Source organism: Dokdonella immobilis (assembly GCF_900115085.1).
GTDB lineage: Bacteria > Pseudomonadota > Gammaproteobacteria > Xanthomonadales > Rhodanobacteraceae > Dokdonella > Dokdonella immobilis.
This window is the reverse complement of sequence record NZ_FOVF01000003.1, coordinates 235862-259046: the sequence shown is the minus strand read 5'-3', so window position 1 is coordinate 259046 and position 23185 is coordinate 235862. Positions and strand designations below refer to the sequence as shown.

20 protein-coding genes are annotated in these 23185 nt (G+C 67.0%); 19 read left to right on the top strand and 1 reads right to left on the bottom strand.

Annotation, left to right across the window (positions count from 1 at the left end):
• The first annotated feature begins 13 nt into the window (after nucleotides 1-13).
• The 18 genes from BM125_RS03950 (at nucleotide 14) to ilvN (ending at nucleotide 21420) form a co-directional block, all read left to right on the top strand.
• Nucleotides 14-259 (top strand): FAD assembly factor SdhE, encoded by a 246-nt coding sequence (locus BM125_RS03950; RefSeq protein ID WP_092405086.1) that lies wholly within the window; start codon nucleotides 14-16, stop codon nucleotides 257-259.
• Nucleotides 231-638 (top strand): hypothetical protein, encoded by a 408-nt coding sequence (locus BM125_RS03945; protein WP_092405084.1) that lies wholly within the window; start codon nucleotides 231-233, stop codon nucleotides 636-638. The genes BM125_RS03950 and BM125_RS03945 overlap by 29 nt, the downstream gene beginning before the upstream one ends.
• 1212 nt (nucleotides 639-1850) lie before the next feature.
• Entirely contained in the window at nucleotides 1851-3092 is a 1242-nt protein-coding gene (locus tag BM125_RS03940; RefSeq protein WP_092405082.1) for a lipoprotein-releasing ABC transporter permease subunit, read from the top strand.
• Nucleotides 3093-3099: 7 nt separating this feature from the next.
• Complete coding sequence (gene lolD / locus BM125_RS03935) at nucleotides 3100-3819, top strand: lipoprotein-releasing ABC transporter ATP-binding protein LolD (protein ID WP_245778781.1); 720 nt, start codon at nucleotides 3100-3102, stop codon at nucleotides 3817-3819.
• A gap of 91 nt (nucleotides 3820-3910) precedes the next feature.
• Nucleotides 3911-6259, top strand: coding sequence for a DNA internalization-related competence protein ComEC/Rec2 (locus BM125_RS03930; RefSeq protein ID WP_175497894.1), 2349 nt, complete (start codon nucleotides 3911-3913; stop codon nucleotides 6257-6259).
• 82 nt (nucleotides 6260-6341) lie between these two features.
• Nucleotides 6342-6974 carry a MotA/TolQ/ExbB proton channel family protein gene (locus BM125_RS03925; RefSeq protein ID WP_175497893.1) on the top strand — a complete coding sequence of 211 codons (633 nt, stop codon included), beginning with the start codon at nucleotides 6342-6344 and terminating at the stop codon, nucleotides 6972-6974.
• A 6-nt stretch (nucleotides 6975-6980) separates the two neighbouring features.
• Nucleotides 6981-7412 (top strand): ExbD/TolR family protein, encoded by a 432-nt coding sequence (locus BM125_RS03920; RefSeq protein ID WP_092405076.1) that lies wholly within the window; start codon nucleotides 6981-6983, stop codon nucleotides 7410-7412.
• A gap of 37 nt (nucleotides 7413-7449) precedes the next feature.
• A complete protein-coding gene (gene msbA / locus BM125_RS03915) occupies nucleotides 7450-9213 on the top strand; it encodes a lipid A export permease/ATP-binding protein MsbA (RefSeq protein ID WP_245778780.1) in 1764 nt (587 codons plus the stop codon).
• On the top strand, nucleotides 9210-10211 hold the full coding sequence (gene lpxK, locus BM125_RS03910; RefSeq protein ID WP_092405072.1) for a tetraacyldisaccharide 4'-kinase: 1002 nt from the start codon (nucleotides 9210-9212) through the stop codon (nucleotides 10209-10211). The genes msbA and lpxK overlap by 4 nt, the downstream gene beginning before the upstream one ends.
• 344 nt (nucleotides 10212-10555) lie before the next feature.
• Nucleotides 10556-12157: a 2-isopropylmalate synthase gene (locus tag BM125_RS03905; protein ID WP_092405070.1), complete on the top strand. Its 1602-nt coding sequence runs from the start codon at nucleotides 10556-10558 to the stop codon at nucleotides 12155-12157.
• Nucleotides 12158-12167: 10 nt separating this feature from the next.
• Nucleotides 12168-13184: a branched-chain amino acid transaminase gene (locus BM125_RS03900; protein ID WP_092405068.1), complete on the top strand. Its 1017-nt coding sequence runs from the start codon at nucleotides 12168-12170 to the stop codon at nucleotides 13182-13184.
• On the top strand, nucleotides 13181-14590 hold the full coding sequence (gene leuC, locus BM125_RS03895) for a 3-isopropylmalate dehydratase large subunit (RefSeq protein ID WP_092405066.1): 1410 nt from the start codon (nucleotides 13181-13183) through the stop codon (nucleotides 14588-14590). Before BM125_RS03900 ends, leuC begins: the two co-directional genes overlap by 4 nt.
• Complete coding sequence (gene leuD / locus BM125_RS03890; protein WP_092405064.1) at nucleotides 14587-15192, top strand: 3-isopropylmalate dehydratase small subunit; 606 nt, start codon at nucleotides 14587-14589, stop codon at nucleotides 15190-15192. The genes leuC and leuD overlap by 4 nt, the downstream gene beginning before the upstream one ends.
• Nucleotides 15189-16256 carry a 3-isopropylmalate dehydrogenase gene (leuB, locus tag BM125_RS03885; RefSeq protein WP_092405062.1) on the top strand — a complete coding sequence of 356 codons (1068 nt, stop codon included), beginning with the start codon at nucleotides 15189-15191 and terminating at the stop codon, nucleotides 16254-16256. The genes leuD and leuB overlap by 4 nt, the downstream gene beginning before the upstream one ends.
• 32 nt (nucleotides 16257-16288) lie before the next feature.
• Entirely contained in the window at nucleotides 16289-17938 is a 1650-nt protein-coding gene (gene ilvD / locus BM125_RS03880; protein ID WP_092405196.1) for a dihydroxy-acid dehydratase, read from the top strand.
• A 41-nt stretch (nucleotides 17939-17979) separates the two neighbouring features.
• On the top strand, nucleotides 17980-18963 hold the full coding sequence (gene ilvC, locus BM125_RS03875; protein ID WP_092405060.1) for a ketol-acid reductoisomerase: 984 nt from the start codon (nucleotides 17980-17982) through the stop codon (nucleotides 18961-18963).
• Between the two features lie 64 nt (nucleotides 18964-19027).
• Nucleotides 19028-20905, top strand: coding sequence for a biosynthetic-type acetolactate synthase large subunit (gene ilvB / locus BM125_RS03870; protein ID WP_092405058.1), 1878 nt, complete (start codon nucleotides 19028-19030; stop codon nucleotides 20903-20905).
• Nucleotides 20905-21420 carry an acetolactate synthase small subunit gene (gene ilvN / locus BM125_RS03865; RefSeq protein WP_092405056.1) on the top strand — a complete coding sequence of 172 codons (516 nt, stop codon included), beginning with the start codon at nucleotides 20905-20907 and terminating at the stop codon, nucleotides 21418-21420. The genes ilvB and ilvN overlap by 1 nt, the downstream gene beginning before the upstream one ends.
• Nucleotides 21421-21428: 8 nt before the next feature.
• Here ilvN and BM125_RS03860 read toward each other — a convergent pair whose 3' ends face one another.
• Entirely contained in the window at nucleotides 21429-22172 is a 744-nt protein-coding gene (locus BM125_RS03860) for a PDZ domain-containing protein (RefSeq protein ID WP_092405054.1), read from the bottom strand.
• Between the two features lie 93 nt (nucleotides 22173-22265).
• On the opposite strand from BM125_RS03860, the gene BM125_RS03855 reads away from it, so the two are divergent.
• A complete protein-coding gene (locus BM125_RS03855) occupies nucleotides 22266-23156 on the top strand; it encodes a DMT family transporter (protein ID WP_245778779.1) in 891 nt (296 codons plus the stop codon).
• The last annotated feature ends 29 nt before the right edge of the window (nucleotides 23157-23185 follow it).

The window sequence follows — 23185 nt, the reverse complement described above, 5'->3', positions numbered from 1 at the left end:
GACCGGCTCGCTCATGGACGATGAGATCAAGCGCCTGCGCTGGCGTTGTCGACGCGGCACACGCGAACTCGACCAGCTGGTCGGCTGGTGGCTCGAGCAGCGCTACCCCGACGCCGCCGCCGATTTGCGCCAGGGATTCGCCGACCTGCTCGAGCAGCAGGACCCCGACCTGTGGGACTGGATCATGGGCCGCAGTGCGCCCCCCGATCCGCTCCAGGCCCGCGTGATCGATGAAATCCGCACCCGCCATCGCGTTTGACTACACGCCGTCGCGCCTGATCCTGGCCGGCGTGTTGGCGTGCGGGGCGCTGGCCGCGTTGGCCGTCGTGCTGAGCGGTCTGGGGGGCTTTCTGAAAATCCCTCTTGTGCTGTTGGCGCTTGGCTATGCGGGGCACGCCGCGTGGCGGTTCGCTGACTGCCCGGTTGTACGCATGGCACACGGCGAAGCGGGCTGGATTCTCGTCGACCGCAGCGGAAACGAGGAAGCGGTCGAGCTCGCTCACCACATCAGGCGCGGCGTCCTGCTGGTGCTCGCATTCGCTGCGGGGACGCGTCGCCCGCGGCGCTTCGTACTCGCTCCGGACAACCTCGACGCGGAGACGCGCCGGCGCTTGTTGCTGGTCCTGGCCGCAAGCTGAAGGTAACAACGAAGCGGCAACGCGGGAGCGATAGGCGAAACCCGCGCATCCCTTCGCTTGCTTTTCGTAGGAGCGCCTTCAGTCGCGATGCCTTCCGTCACGATCCCGTTCACCACATTGCACCAGGAGCATCGCGGCTAAAGCCGCTCCTACAACGAAGCGGCAACGCGGGAACGGTCAGCGAAATCCGCGCATCCCTTCGCTTGCTCTTCGTAGGAGCGCCTTCAGGCGCGATGCCTTCCGTCACGATGCCGTTCAGCACGATTCACCAAGAGCATCGCGGCTGAAGCCGCTCCTACAACGAAGCGGCAACGCGGGAACGGTCAGCGAAATCCGCGCATCCCTTCGCTTGCTCTTCGTAGGAGCGCCTTCAGGCGCGATGCCTTCCGTCACGATGCCGTTCAGCACGATTCACCAAGAGCATCGCGGCTGAAGCCGCTCCTACAACGAAGCGGCAACGCGGGAACGGTCAGCGAAACCCGCGCCTCCCTTCGTTTGCTCTTCGTAGGAGCGCCTTCAGGCGCGATGCCTTCCGTCACGATCCCGTTCATCACATTGCACCAGGAGCATCGCGGCTGAAGCCGCTTCCTACAACGAAGCGGCAACGCGGGAACGGTCAGCGAAACCCGCGCATCCGTTAGCGTGCTTTTTGTAGGAGCGCCTTCAGGCGCGATGCCTTCCGTCACGATCCCGTTCACCACGATTCACCAAGAGCATCGCGGCTGAAGCCGCTTCCTACAACGAAGCGGCAACGCGGGAATGGTCAGCGAAATCCGCGCATCCCTTCGCTTGCTCTTCGTAGGAGCGCCTTCAGGCGCGATGCCTTCCGTCACGATGCCGTTCACCACATTGCACCAGGAGCATCGCGGCTGAAGCCGCTTCCTACAACGAAGCGGCAACGCGGGAATGGTCACCGAAGTCCGCACCATTCATCACCCGCTCTCTGTAGGAAGAGCCTTCAGGCTCGATGCCTTTCGGCACGCTTGCGCAGAGAACATCGCGGCTGAGGCCGAATCCCAGGACGAAGCGGCAACGCCCTCGCACCCGCTCCCGCCATGAAGCGGGGGCGTACCGAAGAATTGTCGCCCTTCGCCGCCATGAGGCTTGCCCACAGCCGGTCGATTGCGGCACTCTGGCCGGATTCCGCTGTCTGGAGTGGACCGCACGGCACGCTAGCGCCCCGGCGGTTTGAACCAAGGACTGACCCACAGCATGTTCCGACCGCTCGAGTTCTTCATCGGCCTGCGCTATACGCGGGCCAAGCGCCGCAACCATTTCATCTCGTTCATCTCACTGGTGTCGATCCTCGGCATCGCGGTCGGCGTGACCGCACTGATCACGGTCATCTCGGTCATGAACGGGTTCGACCAGGAACTCAAGAGCCGCATCCTTGGCATGGTCGCGCACGCGACCGTGGAAGGCATCGACGAAAGCGTGCACGGCTGGCAGCAGGCGATCGAGCGGGTCGAGACCAACCCGCACGTGCTCGGTGCCGCGCCCTATGTCGAGCGCGAGGCGATGCTGCAGGGCGGGCGCGTATCGGGAGCGATCATCCGCGGCGTGCTGCCGGACTACGAGCCGAAGGTTTCCGAGATCGACCGCAAGATGAAGGAGGGCAAGCTCGACGACCTGGTCGCGGGCGGCTTCCGCATCGTGCTCGGCAGCGAACTGGCAATGAAGCTCGGTGTCGGCGTCGGCGATTTCGTCACCGTGATTACGCCGGAGGTCAGCACCTCGCCGGTCGGCGTGCAGCCGCGCTTCAAGCGTTTCAAGGTCAGCGGCATCTTCGAAGTCGGCATGCAGGAATACGACGGCGCGATGGCGGTCGTGCACATGCAGGATGCCGAGACCCTGTATCGCCTGGATGGTCCGAGCGGCATCCGGTTGCGCCTCGACGACATGTTCCTGGCCTACTCGGTGGCGCGCGACCTGTCCGGGCAGCTCGGCCAGTCCTACATGGTGTCCGACTGGATGCAGGGGCACAGCAACTTCTTCAAGGCCATTGCCATGGAGAAAAAGGTGATGTTCCTTATCCTGTCCCTGATCGTCGCCGTGGCCGCGTTCAATCTCGTTTCCACCCTGGTCATGCTGGTCACCGACAAGCAGGCCGATATCGCGATCCTGCGCACGCTCGGCCAGAGTCCGCGCAGCATCATGGGCGTATTCATGGTCCAGGGCGTGCTGGTCGGCACGCTCGGCATCTTCCTCGGCGTTGGCTTCGGCGTGCTGCTCTCGCTCAACCTGACCGCGATCGTGCGCTGGATCGAACACACCTTCGGTGTCGCCTTCCTATCCGCGGATGTCTACTACATCAGCGAGTTGCCGTCCGACCTGCAGTGGAGCGATGTCAGCTGGATCACGCTTACGGCCTTCCTGTTCTGCATTCTCGCCACCCTGTATCCGGCCTGGCGGGCGGCCCGGATCGATCCGGCGGCGGCGCTGCGCTATGAGTGATTCCCGATTGAAAAACCCATCAGCCCCGAATGCCGATGTCGTCCTGCGCGCGGTCGGCGTCGCCAAGATCTACGAAGAAGGCAATCTGCGCACCGACGTGCTGCACGACGTCAGTTTCCATGTGCGTCGCAACGAGACGGTCTCGATCGTCGGCGCCTCGGGCACCGGCAAGAGCACCCTGCTGCACATCCTCGGCGGGCTCGACAAGGCGACCGGCGGCGAAGTCGAGGTCGAGGGCCAGACCATGTCGCGGCTGTCCGATCGCGCCCGCGGCGAACTGCGCAACCGCTCGCTCGGTTTCATCTACCAGTTCCATCACCTGCTGCCGGAATTCACCGCCCTGGAAAACGTCTGCATGCCGCTGCTGATCCGCGGCACGCCGATCGGCCAGGCCCGCGAGCGCGCCAGCGAACTGCTCGGACGGGTCGGGCTCGGCATGCGCCTTGGCCACAAGCCCGGCGAACTGAGCGGTGGCGAGCGCCAGCGCGCCGCCGTGGCGCGCGCACTGGTGACGCGGCCGGCCTGCGTGCTCGGTGACGAACCCACCGGAAACCTCGACGAGGACAACGCCGCGCAGGTCTACGAACTGATGCTCGAACTGAACCGCGAGATCGGCACCGCCCTGGTGCTGGTCACCCATGACCGTGGCCTGGCGGCTCGCATGGATCGCACCCTCGAATTGCGCGGCGGGAAACTGCACGAGTTGGAGATCGCCGCGCGCGCTTGAGTCAACAGGTGGCCGACCTGACCCAACGGTCGGCACGGGACGAACGGGGCAGCGGCAGGCGCCTGTGCCCGAGCAGGGAAGGATCGGCGACATGGACACGCCACTGCGCCAGGCAAACCAGCCACGATCATCGGCATTTGCGCTGCCGACGATCACGGTGGCGCGCGGCATCGCGACTGTCCTCGGTGCTGTCGCCGTCCAGGCGCTGACCGGGCTGCCGTCCCCGGCGCTGGCTGGCACGGCCGCGGTCGTGGCGCTGGGGCTGCTGTTCGTGCGTCGTCTTGATCGACTGCCGGTCTGGTTCCTGCTTGGCTTCTTCTGGACGGCATGGCACGCCCAGGGCGTGCTCGGGGCGCGTCTGCCGGATGCGCTGCATGGTCGCGATTTCGATGTGGTCGGCACTGTCCGTGGCTTGCCGAACGTCGGTCCCGACAGCACGCGTTTCGATTTCGACATCGCCTCGGCGATGCTGGATGGCAAACCGCTTTCGCTGCGCGGACGCGTGCGCCTGAACTGGTATGACAAGGCGCCCGAGCTTTCGCCATGCACGAACTGGCAGCTGCGCCTGCGCTTGCGCCCGCCGCGCGGATTGGTCAATCCGGGTGGCCATGACAGCGAGCGCGGTGCCGCGCAGCGCGGCGTCGTGGCGGTCGGCTACGTGCGCGAGGATCGTGACAACCGCAGTACGGGCAGCGCGGCGGGACCCTGCATCGACCTCTGGCGCCAGTCGATTGCACAGGCGGTCGGCCGTGAGCTGGGTTCCAGTCCATCGAGCGGTCTGCTGCGCGCACTGGCCGTGGGCGACCAGAGTGCGATCGGCGAGCCCGAATGGCAGGTCCTGCGCGCAACCGGGATCGGTCACCTGATCGCCATCTCGGGCTTGCATGTCGGCATGTTCGCCGCATTCGGCGCCTTGCTCGGCCGCCTGCTGTGGAAGCTCTTTCCACGGCTCACCCTGCGCATCCCCGGGCCCCTGATCGAAGCGCCGGTCGCGATGGCCTGCGCGTTCGGCTACGGGATGCTCGCCGGCATGGGCGTGCCAACCGTACGCACCCTGCTGATGATCGCGATCGCGCTGCTCGCGCGGTTTGCGCGACGCGCAACATCGGTTGCGCAGGCCCTGGCGCTGGCCGCGCTGGCGATCGTGGCCTGGGATCCGCTGGCGGTCCTGTCGGCAGGCTTCTGGTTGTCCTTCGTCGGCGTCGCGATCCTGCTTTCGATGACGCGCGCGGGTGGCATCGAAGTGCCGGCCTGGCGCGAACTGCCGCGCGTCCAGCTCGGCCTGAGCCTGGCCCTGCTGCCGCTCAGCGTCTGGTTCTTCGGCCAGGGTTCGCTGATCGGGCCGATCGCCAACCTGATCGCCGTGCCGTGGGTCAGCTTCCTCGTCGTCCCGCTGACCGTGGCCGGCAGCCTGCTGGTCGTCGACTGGCCGGCCCTGGGTGGTCCACTGCTGCACGCGGCTGACCATCTGCTCACGGGGCTGTGGCGGATCATGGAGTGGCTGGCTGCGCTTCCCTCGGCCCAGGTCTATTTCGCGGCGGCGCCGCTGTGGGCCTTGCTCCTCGCCTTGGTCGGCACGGCCTGGATGCTGTTGCCGCGCGGCGTGCCGGTGCGCTGGCTCGGCGTGCTCCTGCTGCTGCCATTGCTGGTGCCGCCGCAGCAGGATCTGGCCGAAGGCGAGTTCGAGGCCTGGATGTTCGACGTCGGGCAGGGTCTCGCGGTGCTCGTGCACAGTCGGGACGGCGCCTGGCTCTACGATGCCGGCCCGCGCTACCCGAGCGGCTTCGACGTCGGCGAGGCCGTGGTGATCCCGTCGCTGCACGCGCTCGGCATCGGCGCCCTCGATCGCATCGTCATCAGCCATGGCGACAGCGACCATGCCGGAGGTGCCCGTGCGCTGCACCTGGCCTTTCCGGATGCGCCGATCGAAAGCGGTGAGCCGGACCGTCTCGACCTGCCAGCCGGCGACTGCCCGAGTGCGTTCGGCGAGGCCACGGACGACGTGCAGATGCGAGGCGTTTCCGCATCTCGCGACGAAGCGACGAAGAGCAATGATCGTTCCTGCGTGATCCTCGTCGCAGGCCGCTATGGCAGCCTGCTGCTGACCGGTGACGCGACATCGCGCGTCGAGCCGGCCATCGCCGCCGCACTCGGCGAGGGGCCGCGTCCCCTGGTCATGAGCGTGCCGCACCATGGCAGCAAGACGGCGTCCTCGTCGGCCTTTCTCGACGCGCTATCGCCGCAGCTCGGACTGATATCGGCCGGCTACAGGAACCAGTTCGGGCATCCGCATGCCGATGTCCTCGAGCGTTATGCGCAACGGGCGGTCCCGCTGATGAACACGGGGAGCAGCGGGTATCTGCACCTGCGTTTTGGTCGCGACGGCCTGCAGACCGAACAGGGCCGCCTGTTGCGCAGCGCCTGGTGGCGAATGCGCTAGGGAGGGCGCTTGCGCACGCTGGTATCATCGCCGACTGGCGCGGCACGATCGCGTCATCCAAACTCTCAGGGAGTTGCTCCAAGTGCTTGAAATTCTTATTGCTGGTGGTTGGGCCATGGTGCCCATCCTGATTTGCTCGGCGGTTGCCCTGGCGATCATCCTGGAACGCTTCTGGACCTTGCGGCGCAAGGCCGTGATTCCGCCTGAACTCGGCGAACAGGTCATGACCTGGGCCCGTACCCGCAAACTCGATCCCAAGCACATCGAGGCCCTGCGCCAGACTTCGCCGCTCGGCGAACTGCTGGCAGCCGCCCTCCTGGTCCGCCACCGCTCGCGCGACATCATCAAGGAACGCGTCGAGGACACCGGTCGCCACGTCGTCCACCAGCTCGAGCGATTCCTCAACACGCTCGGCACGATCGCCCTGATCTCGCCGCTGCTCGGCCTGCTTGGCACGGTGTTCGGCATGATCAGCATGTTCTTCGCGGTCATGGTCAGCGGCGTCGGTGATCCGTTGAAGATGGCCGGCGGCATCGGCGAAGCCCTGGTCTGTACGGCCAGCGGCCTGTGCGTGGCGATTCCGGCCTATTTCTTCCATCGTTATTTCCGCGGTCGCGTCAACGACCTCGTCATCGACATGGAAAAGCAGGTCATCGCGCTGACCGACGAGCTCAGCATGGCCTCCGAAGCCGCGCCCGCGCGCGTCGCGGGCTGAGCAGCCATGCGCATTTCTTCCAGCCGGCGCGAAGAGGATTTCGAGATCAACGTGATCTCGCTGATCGACGTGATGCTGACCCTGCTCATGTTCTTCGTCATGACGACGACGTTCGTCCAGCATTCGAGCATGAAGGTGACGCTGCCCGAGGCATCGACCAGCGAGCAGTCGCGCGACGACCAGGCGCTGACCGTGATGATCGACGCCGATGGCCGCTTCTACATCGACAACAACGAAGTGCTCAACCCCGGGATCGACACCCTCAAGGAAGCGCTGCTCCGCGTTGCCGGCGACGATCGCACTCGCCCGGTGGTCCTTCGTGCCGATGCGCGCACCCAGCACCAGGCCGTGATCACGGCCATGGATGCACTGGGCCAGCTCGGCTTCGAGCGGCTCAGCCTGGCGACGACTCCGTCCAAGCCGGCCGACTCCAAGTGAGCGGGCCTGCCCAGCGCGAAACGGGCAGGGGCCAGGCGTGGCGGTAAGCGCATTCGCGACCTACCGGCGCCTGCTCGGCTACGCCGCGCGCGACTGGCCGTTCGCGCTCGCCGGCATCGCCGGCATGGTCTTCGATGCCGCGGTGGCGGCCGTGTTCACGGCGATGATCCGGCCGATGCTCGACGACCTGTTCATCAGCCGCAACGAAACCGCGATCCTGTGGATGCCGGTGGTCATCGTCGGCCTGTTCGTCGTGCGCGGGGTGGCGACCTACGTCGCCGACTACGGCCTGGCCAGGATCGGTCGCGACGTGGTCGAAACCCTGCGTGGCGATGTCTTTGCGCGCTACCTCGTGCTGCCGGCCACGCATTTTGATCGCGAACCTTCGGGGCAGATGATCTCGCGCCTGACCTACACGGTCGAACAGGTGGCCCAGGCCAGCACCAATGCGGTCAAGGTGGTCATCCTCGACAGCCTGACCGTGCTCGGACTGCTTGGCGTGATGCTCTACCAGAGCGCGCGCCTGACCCTGATGCTGTTCGTGATGGCGCCCTTGATCGCCGCGGTGGCCTGGATCGTCGGTCGCCGCTATCGCCGCATCAGCGGCAAGATCCAGCATTCGGTCGGCTCGGTCACCGGCATCGTCGACGAGGCGGTCAGCGGCCAGCGCGAGGTCAAGGTCTATCTCGGCCAGGCTGCCGAGCGCGCGCGCTTCGCCGACATCAACGAGCAAAACCGGCGCCTGAACCTCAAGATCGCGTCAACCAATGCATTGTCGACCTCGATCGTGCAGATCGTTGCCGCCTGTGCGCTGGCCCTGGTCATCTATTTCGCGACGCGGCCGGCGATGCTGCAGACCATGAGCCCGGGCACCTTCATGTCGCTGATCACGGCGATGCTGATGATGTTGCCTTCGCTGAAGCGCCTGACCACGGTGCAGGCGATGATGCAGCGGGGCGTGGCCGCCGCCGCCGACCTGTTCTCGGTGATCGACTCGCCTGGCGAGCGCGACACCGGCAGCGTCAGCGTCGAGCGCTGCCGCGGCGAGATCGAACTGCGCGACGTGGTCCTGCGCTATCCGGGACAGACGACGCCGGCCCTCGACGGGGTTTCCCTGCATTGCCCACCGGGCACGGTGACCGCCCTGGTCGGTCGCTCGGGCAGCGGCAAGTCGAGCCTGGCCAGCCTGATCCCGCGCTTCTACGAGCCCGATTCGGGCAGCGTGCTGCTCGATGGCCAGGCACTCGACGCCTGGCAGCTCGACAACCTGCGCAGCCAGATTGCCTGGGTCGGCCAGCAGATCGTCCTGTTCAATGACAGCATCGGTCGCAACATCGCCTATGGCGCCCTCGGCGGCGCGCCGCGCAATGAAATCGAAGCGGCCGCCGATGCCGCCAATGCCAGCGAGTTCATCCAGCGCCTGCCGCAGGGTCTCGACAGCCAGGCCGGCGAGGGCGGCGCGCTGCTGTCGGGCGGACAACGGCAGCGCATCGCGATTGCCCGCGCCCTGCTCAAGAACGCCCCGCTGCTGATTCTGGACGAGGCCACCAGTGCGCTCGACACCGAGTCGGAGCGCCTGATCCAGGACGCCCTGAAGCGGCTCATGAAGGATCGCACCGTGCTGGTCATCGCCCACCGCCTGTCGACGATCGAGCACGCGGACCAGATCGTCGTGCTCGACGAGGGGCGTATCGTCGAACAAGGCACGCACCGCGAACTGCTCGCCCGCGACGGCCACTATGCGGCCCTGCACCGCGTCCAGTTTCGCGAACACGAGCCGCTTGCCGACGCAGCGACATGAAGCAGGCCGACATCGACCGCATCTGGTATGGCGCCCGTCCGGCGCCGTGGTGGATGTGCGCCCTGGTTCCTCTCTACGGCTGGCTCTATCGGCTCGTGCGCTGGCCGTACGCGTTCGGCTGGCGCCGGCCTGCGCGACTGCCGCTGCCGCTGATCATGGTCGGCAACCTGACCGCCGGCGGCGCCGGCAAGACTCCGCTGGTGATGGCCCTGATCGACGCGCTGCGCTCACGCGGCCTCACTCCCGGCGTGGTCAGTCGCGGCTATGGTGGCTCGGCGACCGCGCCGACCCTGCTCGATGAGGCGCCGGACCCGCGCGTCGTCGGCGACGAACCGGCCCTGATCCGGCGCCGGACCGGGGCAGCGGTCGCGGTCGGGCGCGATCGTGTCGCTGCCGCCGGATTGCTGCAGGGCAGCGGGATCGACGTGATCATCGCCGACGATGGTTTGCAGAACCCGGCCCTGTGCCGCGATATCGAGATCTGCGTGGTCGACGGCCAGCGCCGATTCGGCAATGGCCGGCTGCTGCCGGCCGGTCCGCTGCGCGAACCGGCTTCGCGCCTCGGGCATTTCGATTTCGTGGTCTGTAACGGAGGTAGCGCGCAGCCGGGCGAAATCCAGATGCAGCTGCAACCGGGCCAGGCCATTCCGGTCGGGCATGGCGCGGCGCCGCGAAGTCTGGCCTCGTTTGCCGATGGCAAGGTCCACGCGGTCGCCGGCATCGGCAATCCGCAGCGCTTCTTCGCCAGCCTGCGCGCGTGCGGACTCGACATCATCGAACATCCCTTTGCCGACCATCATGCGTTCAGCGCCAGCGACTTCGCATTCGCCGATGCACTGCCGGTGCTGATGACCGAAAAGGACGCGGTCAAGTGTCTGGAGCTTGCCGATGCGCGATTCTGGCAGGTGCCGGTCGATGCCGAACTTCCCGCGTCCTTCTTCGATGCCGTTGCGCGACGGCTTGCAGCATTGCACAGCGGGCAGGTCGACGGCGCCTGATGGCGCTGCGCATTTGGACGTCCATACCGCCAGTCAGGAAGTTGCATTCGCAACCATCGAGAAACGCTTGACACGCCGTTCGCGCATCGGTTACGGTCGGTTCATGTCGCAGCGCAACACAAGGTTCAACACCCCCCGGACAAGCCGGCTTCCAGCGGTTTCCGCGCGCTTGCGCGCGTCGCCAGGCCTGGTCGTCGTCCTTGGACTCGTACTTATTAGCTGCGGAGGTGCGGGCTAGGGTACACGTCCACCATTTGGACCCCCAAAACCCCGCACTCGGCAACGAAGGCGGGGTTTTTTGTTGCCAAGACCTTTTCGGAATTTGATCGACAGCGGAGCCACCGATGACCAGCGAGGCCGCGGTAGAGAACAGCAGCGAGGGCAAGCCCGAGCTGGGACAGGATCGCGTCCTGATCTTCGACACGACCCTGCGCGATGGCGAACAGGCACCCGGTTTTTCGATGAGCCGGGCGCAGAAACTGCGCATGGCTTCGGCCCTCGCCGACCTCGGCGTCGATATCCTCGAAGCCGGGTTTCCGCACGCCTCGGACGATGATTTTTCGTCGGTGCGGGCGATCGCGACCAGTGTGCGCGGCCCGCGCATCTGCGGCCTGGCGCGTTGCCAGCAGGGCGACATCGAAAGCGTCGCCCGGGCCATCGAACCGGCGACGAAGGGGCGTATCCACATCTTCCTCGCGACCAGCCCGCTGCATCGCGAGTTCAAGCTGCAGATGAGCCGGCAGCAAGTCATCGACACGGCGGTCGCCGGGGTCGAGCGCGCCCTCGGCTACTGCGGCGATGTCGAATTCTCGGCCGAGGATGCAATCCGCACCGAGCCGGATTTTCTCGCCGAGGTGTTCTCGGCCGTGATCGCGGCCGGGGCGACCACGGTCAACGTGCCCGACACGGTCGGCTATACGACGCCGATCGAGATTGCCGAACGCTTCGCCTGGCTGCGCGCCAACGTGCGCGGCGCCGAGTCGGTCGTCTTCAGCGCGCACTGCCATGACGATCTCGGCATGGCGGTCGCCAACAGCCTGGCCGCGATCTCGGCCGGAGCGCGCCAGGTCGAATGCACGATCAACGGCATCGGCGAGCGCGCCGGCAATGCCGCGCTCGAGGAGATCGTCATGGCCCTGCGCGTGCGCAGCGACCGCTTTGCCGGCCTGACCACGGGAATTCGCGCGAAACGCCTGCATGCGACCGCACGCCTGCTCGCGCAGATCACCGGACAGCCGATCGCGCGCAACAAGGCGATCATCGGTGAAAACGCCTTTGCCCATGAATCGGGCATCCACCAGCACGGCATGCTCAAGCACCGCGGCACCTACGAAATCATGCATGCCGAAGATGTCGGCTTCGCCCGCTCGCAATTGGTCCTGGGCAAGCACAGCGGCCGCCACGCCCTGCGCGAGCGCCTGTCGATGCTCGGCCATGAGCTCGACGAGGCGGCCCTCGATGAGGTCTTCGTGCAGTTCAAGACCCTGGCCGACCGCAAGCGCGAGGTCTTCGATGCCGATATCGAGGCGCTCGCGGTCGGTCGTGATCCGGAAGCGGCAGGCCCCTGGCATCTGAGCCACCTGCATGCCACCAGCCATGTCGATTCGAGCGCGTCGGCCTCGGTTCGCCTGACCCATGACGATGGTCGCGTGGTCAGCGAGGCGGCGATCGGCGACGGCCCGGTCGACGCCGTCCTGCGCGCGGTTTCGCGTGCGGTCGGGCATGAGTTCGCGGTCGAGGAGTTCCATATCCGCGCCCTCAGCGAAGGGGGCGACGCCCAGGGCCAGGCCGCGATCAGCGTCATCCACGAAGGTCGTGAATTGCGCGGCCAGGCCGTGTCCACCGACATCGTCGAGGCTGCCGCCAAGGCCATCCTCGAAATCGCCAACCGCATCGAACATGTCGCCGTTGCCCGGCCGACCGAACCCACCGCCATCGCCCACTGAGGATTCCCGCATGTCCCAATCCAGCCTGATATGGCACAACGGCCAGCTCAAACCCTGGGCCGAGGCGACCGTCCACGTCAGCGCGCATGCGCTGCATTACGGGTCCTCGGTATTCGAGGGCGAGCGGGTCTACGCGACGCCGGAGGGGCCTGCCTATTTTCGCCTCGCCGACCACACGCGTCGCCTGTTCGAGTCGGCGCGGCTCTACGAAATCGACATCGGCTACAGCGAAGCCGAGATCAACGCCGCCTGCATGGAACTGATCGCGGCCAATCGCATGCAGTCGGCCTACGTGCGGCCAATCGTGTTTCGTGGGGCCGGCGGGCTCGGCGTGATTCCGTCGAAGGGCTCCCCGGTCGAGGTTTCGATCATGGCGCTGGAGTGGGGCGCCTATCTCGGTGACGCGATCAACGACGGCGCCGATGTCTGCGTATCTTCGTGGAACCGACCGGCGCCGAACACGATCCCGAGCTGGGCCAAGGCCGGCGGCAACTATCTGTCGAGCCAGCTGATCGGATTCGAGGCCCAGCGCGGCGGCTATGCCGAGGGCATCGCACTCGGCACCAACGGCCTGCTCAGCGAAGGTGCCGGGGAAAACCTGTTCCTGGTGCGCAAGGGGAAGCTGTATACGCCGACCACGAGCGCCGGCATCCTCGCCGGGATCACGCGCGACACGGTGATCACGCTGGCCGGCGACCTTGGCCTCGAAGTCGAGGAACGCGACCTGCCGCGCGAGGCGCTGTACACCTCGGACGAAGTCTTCATGACCGGCACGGCGGCCGAAATCACGCCGGTGCGTTCGGTCGACCGCAAGCCGGTCGGCAGCGGCAGGCCCGGTCCGCTCACGCGGGCCCTGCAAAAGGCCTTCTTCGGTCTGTTCGACGGCAGCACGACCGACACGCGCGGCTGGCTCGAACCGGTCTCCAGCGGACTGGGCGGCCACGGACGGCCGTCCCTCGCTGTCGATCCGGGCCAGGGACGCACGCCGCAGGCCGAACCACGCGCCGACGTCGAGGCCGCGGCATGAGCGCACGTACGATCATCGACAAGATCTGGGACGCGCACGTGGTCCGCGCCGAGACGGCCGACACGCCGGGCATCCTCTATGTCGACCTGCACCTGATCCATGAAGTCACCACACCGCAGGCCTTCAGCGAACTGCATGCGCGGGGGCTCAAGGTGCGCTGTCCGCAACGCGTGCTGGCGACCCTCGATCACTCGACCCCGACATCGCCGCCGGACGCGGACGGCAAGCGTCACTACGTCAGCGCTGAAGCCGAAAGCCAGGTCGCCCGGCTCGAGCAGAACTGCCGCGAATTCGGCATCGCGCTGAACGGTTGGGACAGCGACCATCGCGGCATCGTGCACGTGATCGGCCCCGAACTCGGCGCCACCCAGCCCGGCATGACGATCGTCTGCGGCGACAGCCATACCGCCACCCATGGCGCCTTCGGCGCGCTCGCCTTCGGCATCGGCACGACCGAGGTCGGCCATGTGCTGGCCACCCAGTGCCTGCTCCAGCGCAAGCCGAAGACCATGGCGATCCACGTCGAGGGCAGGCTGCGTCCGGGCGTCGGCGCCAAGGACCTGATCCTGCACATCATTGGCCGCATCGGCGTCGGTGGCGGCACCGGCCATGTCATCGAATACCGCGGCAGTGCGATCGAGGCGCTGTCGATGGAGCAGCGCATGACGGTTTGCAACATGTCGATCGAAGCCGGCGCGCGGGCCGGACTGATCGCGCCAGACCAGACCACCTTCGACTGGCTCAAGGGACGTCCACGGGCGCCGCGCGGCGCGGCCTGGGATTCTGCGGTCGAGGCCTGGAGGCAACTGCGCAGCGACCGCGATGCCGTCTACGACGCCGAGTTCCACTTCGACGCGGGCTCGATCGGTCCGACCATCAGCTACGGCACGCACCCCGGCATGGTCACGCCGATCGCGGCGCAGATTCCGGCGCCGCGCAATGCGCAGGAGAGCAAGGCCCTGGCCTACATGCAGTTCGACGGCGGCCAGGCCCTGACCGGGCAGAAGGTCGACGTGGTCTTCGTCGGCAGTTGCACGAACTCGCGCCTGTCGGACCTGCGCGAAGCCGCCGCGGTCCTGCGCGGTCGCCAGGTCGCCGCCAGCGTGCGCATGTTGATCGTGCCGGGCTCGGTGCTGATCAAGCGCGAGGCCGAGGCCGAGGGTCTCGACCGCGTGTTCCGCGATGCCGGCGCCGAATGGCGCGAAGCGGGTTGTTCGATGTGCATCGGCATGAATGGTGATATCGCCCGGCCCGGCCAGCTCGTGGTCTCGACCAGCAACCGCAATTTCGAGGGACGCCAGGGCCCCGGCGTGCGTACGGTGCTGGCCAGCCCTCGCGTCGCCGCGGCCGCCGCGGTGGCCGGGACCATCGTCGACCCGGATACGATCGAGGAGCGCGCCGCATGAAACCCCTGACCGTGATCCACTCGCGCACGGCCTGCCTGCCGTTCGAGAACATCGACACCGACCGCATCATCCCGGCGCGTTTCCTGACCACGACGAGTCGGGCCGGTCTCGGTCGCCACGCCTTCAACGACTGGCGCTATCGCGAGGACGGCAGCGACAACCCGGATTTCCCGCTCAACCGGCCTGAAGCCGCAGGTTGCCGGATCCTCGTCGCCGGCCGCAACTTCGGCTGCGGCTCGTCGCGCGAGCACGCGCCCTGGGCCTTGCTCGACTTTGGGATCGAAGCGGTCATCTCATCCGAGATCGCCGACATCTTCCGCAGCAATGCGCTGAAGAACGGCCTGCTCACGATCGTCGTCGCCGAGGACGAGCATCGCCAACTGCTGGCCGATCCGGGCATCGAGCTCGTCATCGACATCGGCGCCGGAACGATCAGCCGGCCCGACGGCGCGGTCATCCACTTCGATCTCGACCGCTTTGCCCGGCACTGCCTGCTCAACGGGGTCGACCAGCTCGGCTTCCTGCTCGAGGCCGAGCCCGAGATCAGCACTTGGGAACAGCAGCACGCAACGCATTCGACATCCATGGAGAGCGCAACATGAGAGCAGAGATCGCCGTCCTTCCCGGCGATGGCATCGGACCCGAGGTCACCGCGGCCGCCGTCGCCGTGCTGCGCGAGATCGCCGATCGCCACGGTCACGTTTTCACCTACTCGGAAAACCGCATCGGCGGCATCGCGATCGACGAATGCGGGGAGCCGCTGCCCAAGGCCACCATCGACGCCTGCCTGGCATCGGATGCGGTCCTGCTCGGTGCAGTCGGAGGCCCGCGCTGGTCCGATCCGCAAGCCCGCGTGCGCCCCGAACAGGGCTTGCTGGCCTTGCGCGCCCGGCTCGGTGTGTTCGCCAACCTGCGTCCATTGCGCGTGCACCCGCGCCTGGCCGGGCTGTCGCCGCTGAAGGCCGAGAACCTGGCCGGCGTCGATCTGCTGTTCGTGCGCGAACTGACCGGCGGCGCCTACTTCGGCCGCAAGACACGCGAGGGCGACGTCGCCACAGACGAGTGCCGCTACAGCGTCGGCGAAGTCGAGCGGGTCGTGCGCCGCGCCTGCGAACTGGCCCTGTCGCGCAAGGGCAGGCTGACCTCGGTCGACAAGGCCAACGTGCTCGAGACCTCGCGGCTGTGGCGAGCCACGACCGATCGCGTGGTCGGCGAATACGAGGGCATCACGCTCGAACACCAACTGGTCGATTCGATGGCGATGTTGCTGCTGACCCGGCCTTCGGCCTATGACGTGATCGTCACCGAGAACCTGTTCGGCGACATCCTCACCGATGAGGCCGCCGCGCTGGCCGGCTCGCTCGGCGTCTCGCCCTCGGCCTCGCTGGGAGCAGGGCGGCTCGGCCTGTACGAACCTATCCACGGCTCGGCGCCCGATATTGCCGGGCAGGGCGTGGCCAACCCGATCGGCGCGATCCTCAGCGCGGCCTTGCTGCTGCGTCATTCGCTCGGACTCGAGCTCGAGGCGTGCGCCGTCGAAGCGGCGGTCGATGCGGTACTCGCAACGGCCGAGCTGACCCGTGATCTCGGCGGCACGGCGGGCACCGAACAGGTGACCCGCTGCGTGATCGAGCAACTGCGCTCGAAGCAGCAGGCCGCGGCATGAGCGCCGACGAGCGCATCCCGTTGCGAGCGCCGATGCGCAGCGACGCGATTAAGACCGGTCCGGACCGCGCCCCGGCGCGGGCCATGCTGCACGCCACCGGACTCGATGCCGAGGCGATCGCGCGACCGCTGGTCGCGGTCGTGCATACCTGGTCGAACATCTCGCCGTGCAACCTGAACCTGCGCGAGCTCGCCGAAGCCGCCAGTGCCGGCATCCGCGCCGCCGGCGGCACGCCGATCGAGTTCAACACGATCGCCGTGACCGACGGCATCGCCATGGGCACCTCGGGCATGCGCGCCTCGCTGGTCAGCCGCGAAGTCATCACCGATTCGATCGAGCTGGCCGTCGATGGCCACTGTCTCGATGCGATGGTCGTGCTGTGCGGCTGCGACAAGACCATTCCGGCCGCGGCCATGGCCCTGGCCCGGCTCAACATTCCGGGCGTCGCCCTGTACGGCGGCAGCATCGCGCACGGCACGCTGGACGGAAAGCCGATCACCGTGCAGCAGGTGTTCGAAGCGGTCGGCAGCCACGGCGCCGGCAAGATTTCCGACGAGCGCCTGTGCACGATCGAACGTGCAGCCTGTCCCGGCGCCGGCGCCTGCGGTGGCCAGTACACGGCCAACACCATGGCCATGGTACTCAGCGCGCTCGGCCTGTCGCCGCTCGGCCTCAACGATATCGCCGCGACCGACCCGGCCAAGCGCGAGGCGGCACGGCATTGCGGTGAGCTGGTGCTCGATTGCCTCAGGAACGAACGCAAGCCGCGCGACATCCTCGGCCCGCAGGCGTTCCGCAATGCGATGCGCGTGGTCGCGGCCACGGCCGGCTCGACCAATGCGGTGCTGCACCTGCTCGCGATCGCGCATGAGGCCGGCGTGGCGCTGGGCATCGAGGATTTCGAGACGGCGGCCGCGGCGACGCCGGTGATCACCGACCTGATGCCGGGCGGACGCTACACCGCGATCGAAATGACCGCGGCCGGCGGCATGGCCGCGGTCGCACGCGAACTGCGCGTGGCCGGTCTGCTCGAGGATGCGCCGACCGTCAGCGGGCGCAGCCTGTTCGAGGAAATCGACGTCGCGCCGGAATCGCCGGCCGGACAGCAGGTCGTGCATCCGGTCGCGCGTGCGTTCAAGCCGCGCGGCGGCTACACGATCCTGTACGGCAACCTGTCGCCGGAAGGCTGCATCCTCAAGCTGTCCGGCACCGGGCCGGTGTTGTTCGAAGGGCCGGCCCGCGTCTTCGAAAGCGAGGAAGCCTGCTTTGCCGCAGTCCAGTCCGGCGTGATCCAGTCCGGCGACGTCATCGTGATTCGCAACGAAGGTCCGGCCGGTGGTCCCGGCATGCGCGAGATGCTCGCCGTCACCGCGGCCCTGGTCGGGCGCGGGCTCGGCGATCAGGTCGCCCTGATGACCGACGGTCGCTTCAGTGGCGCGAGCTACGGCTTCGTGGTCGGCCACGTCGCGCCGGAGGCGGTTCGCGGCGGCGCGATCGGCCTGCTGCGCGATGGCGACCGCATCCGCATCGACGCAGCGCGACGCGTCATCGAGACCGATGCCGACCTCGATGCGCGGCGTGCCGGCTGGAGCGCACCCGATCCCAAGGTCAGCCACGGCGTCCTGGCCAAGTACGCCCGTCTGGTCGGTTCCGCGGCCAAGGGCGCCGTCACCAGTCCCTGAATTTCTTCCCTTATCCGACTCACTTCTTCTGGAGCAAACGCATGTCCGCCACCGTCACCACAGAGGCACTCAAGAACGCCCGGATCGCCGTCCTCGGCTACGGCAGCCAGGGCCGTTCGCACGTGCTCAACCTTCGCGATTCCGGCCTCGACGTCGTCGTCGGCCTGCGCCCGGGCGGCCCGACCTCACTGAAGGCCGAAGCCGATGGCGTCACCGTGCTGTCGCCCGAAGAGGCGGTCAAGGGTGCCGACCTGGTCGCCGTGCTGACCCCCGACATGGTCCAGCCGAAGCTGTACAGCGAGGTCATCGCGCCGAACATGAAGGCCGGCGCCGCATTGCTGTTCGCGCATGGCTTCAACATCCACTTCAAGACGATCGAGCCGCGCAAGGACATCGACGTGATCCTGGTCGCGCCCAAGGGGCCCGGCCACCTGGTCCGCACCGAGTTCGAGATCGGCCGCGGCGTGCCGTGCCTGTACGCGGTCTACCAGGACACCAGCGGCAAGGCGAAGGACTTGGCCAAGGCGTATGCGGCCGGCCTCGGTGGCGCGCGCGCCCTGCTCATCGAAACCGATTTCAAGGAAGAGACCGAAACCGACCTGTTCGGCGAACAGGCGGTGCTCTGCGGCGGCGCCAGCGAGCTCGTCATGAAGGGCTTCGAGACCCTGGTCGAGGCCGGCTACCGGCCCGAGATCGCCTACTACGAAGTGCTGCACGAACTGAAGCTGATCGTCGACCTGCTCTACCAGGGCGGCATCACCAAGATGCTGGCCTACGTTTCCGAGACCGCGCAGTACGGCGACTACGTCAGCGGCCCGCGCATCATCGACGCGGCGACCAAGGAACGCATGAAGGCCGTGCTCACCGAGATCCAGGACGGCACCTTCGCCAGGAACTGGACCGCGGAATACAAGGCCGGCCTGCCGAACTACACGCGCTGGAAGAAGGCCGACATGGAGCACCCGATCGAAAAAGTGGGCGCCGAACTGCGCAAGAAGATGGTCTGGCTGAACGAGCCGGCCTGATTAAGGGCCGTTTCCCGAGCCCATGGCCAGTCGCGATAGGAACACGAACAGCGGAGTGGAAACGATGAACGCCGTGATGAAGGAAGACAACGAAGCCCAGGCATGCGGCACCGCCCATGCGTTGGCCGGCTGCACGCTGTCCGGCGCGGACATCGTCGTGCAGGTGCTCGCCGACGAAGGCGTGGGCGTGCTGTTCGGCTATTCGGGCGGCGCCATCCTGCCGGTCTACGATGCCGTGTTCCGCTACAACCACGAGCATCTGCGCAGCGACGGCAGCGAGCCGCTGCCCCTGATCGTGCCGGCCAACGAGCAGGGCGCCGGCTTCATGGCCCAAGGCTATGCGCGGGCATCGGGCAAGGTCGGCGTGGCCCTGGTCACCTCGGGGCCCGGTGCGACCAACACGGTCACGCCGGTTCGCGACGCCATGGCCGATTCGATCCCGATCGTCGTCATCTGCGGCCAGGTGCCGACCGGCGCGATCGGCACCGACGCGTTCCAGGAGGCGCCGGTCAGCAGCATCATGGGCTCCTGCGCCAAGCACGTGCTGCTGGTCACCGATGCCAGCCTGCTCGAGGCGACCATGCGCACGGCCTTCGAGATCGCCCGGACCGGACGGCCCGGTCCGGTTGTGGTCGACATCCCGAAGGACGTCCAGAATGCGATGGTGCCGTTTCGGGGACAGGGGCGTCTGCCGATTCCGGGCTACCGCGCACGCCTGCGCGCGATCTCCGAATCCCGGCTCGATGATGACCACGGCGACCGCCTGCTGGCCGCGCTGGGCCAGGCCGAACGACCCTTGCTGTATGTCGGTGGTGGCGTGATCTCGGCCGATGCGACCGCAGCGCTGCGAGAATTCGCGGCCACGTTCGGCATTCCGGTGACGACCACGCTGATGGGACTCGGTGCCAGCGACACGACCGCGCCGCTGTCGCTGCACATGCTCGGCATGCATGGCACCGCCTTCGCCAACTACGCGGCGGTCGACTGCGATTTGCTGATCGCGGTCGGCGCGCGCTTCGACGATCGCGTCGCCGGCGTGCCTGACCAGTTCGCGAGCAAGGCGCGCTTCATCGCCCAGTTCGATGTGGATCCGGCTGAGATCGACAAGGTCAAGCGGGTCGACTGGCACCACCTTGGCGACATCTCGTGCGCGCTGCGCGCGCTCTGCGAGCGGGCCCGGCAAACCGGCTTCGATCCGAACGGGCAGGGCCGCTACGCCGCCTGGCATGCGCACGTGGCCGCGCTGAAGAAGTCCCACGCGATGAACTTCGATCGCGACAGCGCATTGATCCAGCCGTACGCGGTGATCGAGGAGATCAACCGGATCACGCGCGGCAACGCAATCGTCTGCACCGGCGTCGGCCAGCACCAGATGTGGGCCGCGCAGTATTTCGATTTCACCGAACCGCGGCGCTGGCTGACCTCGGGCTCGATGGGCACGATGGGTTTCGGCCTGCCGGCGGCGATCGGTGCCCAGTTCGCCCGCCGCGACCTGACCGTGATCGACATCGATGGCGATGCCAGCATCCGCATGAATCTCGGCGAGCTCGAAACGGTGACCACCTACAACCTGCCGGTCAAGGTCGTCGTTCTCAACAACTGCGGCGACGGCATGGTCCGGCAGTGGCAGAAGCTGTTTTTCAAGGGGCGCTTCTCGGCGACCGACAAGAGCCTGCACAAGAAGGATTTCATCAAGGCCGCCGAGGCAGACGGCTTCCCGTATGCGATGCGTCTCGAGCGCCCCGAGGACCTGCCGCGCGTGATCCGGGAGTTCATCGAATTCGATGGCCCGGCCTTCCTCGAGGTCATGATCGACCCCGATGCCTGCGTCTATCCGATGGTCGGCCCGGGCATGAGCTATTCGCAGATGATCACCGGCGAGCATATCGCTTCGCGCGACAGCGTGGTGGCCAGCGAATCCGGCCCCGTGGAGATGTTCTGATGCGCCATATCATCTCGATGCTGCTGCAGAACGAGGCCGGCGCGCTGGCCCGCGTCGCCGGCATGTTTGCCGCGCGCGGCTACAACATCGATTCGCTGACCGTGGCCGCGACCCATGATCCGCAGGTTTCCCGCCTGACCATGGTCACCTTCGGCGACGATGGTGTGATCGCCCAGATCATCAACCAGTCGCGCAAGCTGATCGACGTTCTCGAGATCGCCGACCTGACCAGTCGCGACCATATCGAATCGGAATTGCTGGTGGTCAAGGTTGCCTCGAGTGCGTCGAATGCCGCGGCGATCGCGCGCTTCACCGAGCTGAGCTTTGGCGTGGTCCTCGAGGAAACCGAATCGACGCGAACCCTGCAATTCACCGGGCGCGGTTCGCACATCAGTGCCGTGCTGGCCGAACTGGGCGGCATGGCCTCGATCCTCGAACTGGCGCGCAGCGGCACTGCGGCTCTGGAGCGCGGGCAGTCGATACTCGCGCCGGCCGAGTCGACCGTTCCGGCCTGAGTGGATGCTCAGGGAACCGGGTTAGGCTCGGGCGCAGCGCCGAGGCGGACGATCCTGTCGACCGTCTGCTGGCCGCGGCGGACCTTCAGGCTGACCGCCCGGCCGGCCGCCTTCAGCAGAAGTTTCTGGAAGCCGCCGCGATCCGTAACCGGCTGGCCATCGAGCGCGATGACGTAGTCGCCCGCCATCAGGTTCGCCTGTGAGGCCGGAGTACCGCCGACCACCGAGCCGATCTGCACGCCGTGATCGACGCCAAGCTGGCTGCGTTCTCCGGGGGTCAGATTGCGGAAGGTTGCGCCGAACAGCAGCTTGAAGCGGACGTAATAGGCGACCAGGAACTGGTCCGTGGCCGCATCGTCGCTCGACTCGGGATGATGCGGATACAGCAGCATGCGGTCCGCGCCGACTTCCTGGCCCAGTTCGATTGCAGCGCGCATCGTCCCGGCATCGACCAGCGGGTAGCGGCCATTGCCGATGCGCACGTAACCCTTCGAGGCCAGTTCGCGCTGGTCGCCGAGCTCGCTCTTGCCTTCGACGACCTCGGGTTGCGCCGGCGCCGGTTCGGCGCGCAGCGCGTCGATGTATTCGGGCCCGCGCTGGATGACGGCTTCGTAGTGCGGATCGATCGCCGGTTCGGCGGGTACCTCGACTGCCAGTTCGGTCGTCGTGGAGTGCGGCAGGTTTGAGGCACATCCGCCGGCGAGCAGGACGAGGAGGCCACAAAGGCCGAATTTCAGGGCAATGTTCTTCATGCGGCAACCAGTCTGCCATCAACGCCACAGTTTCGCCCATCGCGCCTGAACAAATCGCTTGCGCGAACCCCCGCGCTTGTCGACTATCCGGCCATGAAGCCTCCGATGTCGCCCAACCTGCGCGGTATCCTGTTCATGCTTGCAGCGGTGGCTGCGTTTTCGCTGATGGATACGAGCCTCAAGGTACTCTCGCTGCACTACCCGCCGATGCAGGTCGCTGCCCTGCGCGGTCTCACCTCGCTGCCCCTCGTGCTGATCTGGATCGCCCTGACCGGCGGCTTCCATCACGTCTTGAGCGCGCGCTGGTTCCTGCACCTGCTGCGCGGCGTGCTGGCCGTGCTGATGCTCGCCGCATTCGCGTTCGCGCTGCGCGATCTGCCCCTGGCCGAAGCCTATTCGCTGTTCTTCATCGCGCCGCTGCTGGTCACCGCGCTGGCCGTGCCCCTGCTCGGCGAACGCGTCGGCTGGCGGCGCTGGTGCGCGATCGGGGTCGGCTTGGTCGGCGTGCTGGTCGTATTGCGGCCCGACGCGACGCGCATGGTCAACCTGGGTAGCGCGGCCGTGTTGTTCGCGTCGACCGCCTACTCGTTGTCGGCGATCACCGTTCGCGTCCTCGGCCGCACCGATTCGACCCAGGGCATGGTCTTCTGGATGATCGTGCTGCTGAGCCTGTTTGCCGGCCTCGCGGCCTGGAAGGACTGGATGCCGATCCATGACGAACACTGGTGGGTACTGGCCGGCCTCGCGGTCACTGGCGCCTTCGGCCAGTACGCCGTGACCGAGGCCTTCAAGCACACCGAGGCCTCGATCATCGCCCCGTTCGAATACACCGCCCTGGCCTGGGGCGTCGGCCTCGACTGGCTGATCTGGAAGACGCTGCCCGATCGCCTGATGCTCATTGGCGCCGCCATCATCATCGCCAGCGGCATCTACCTGATCCGGCGCGAGAAGGCCGTGGTCCCGGCCGACGCCAACGGCGTCTGACGAACCCGCCTACAAGAAAGCTCGGACAA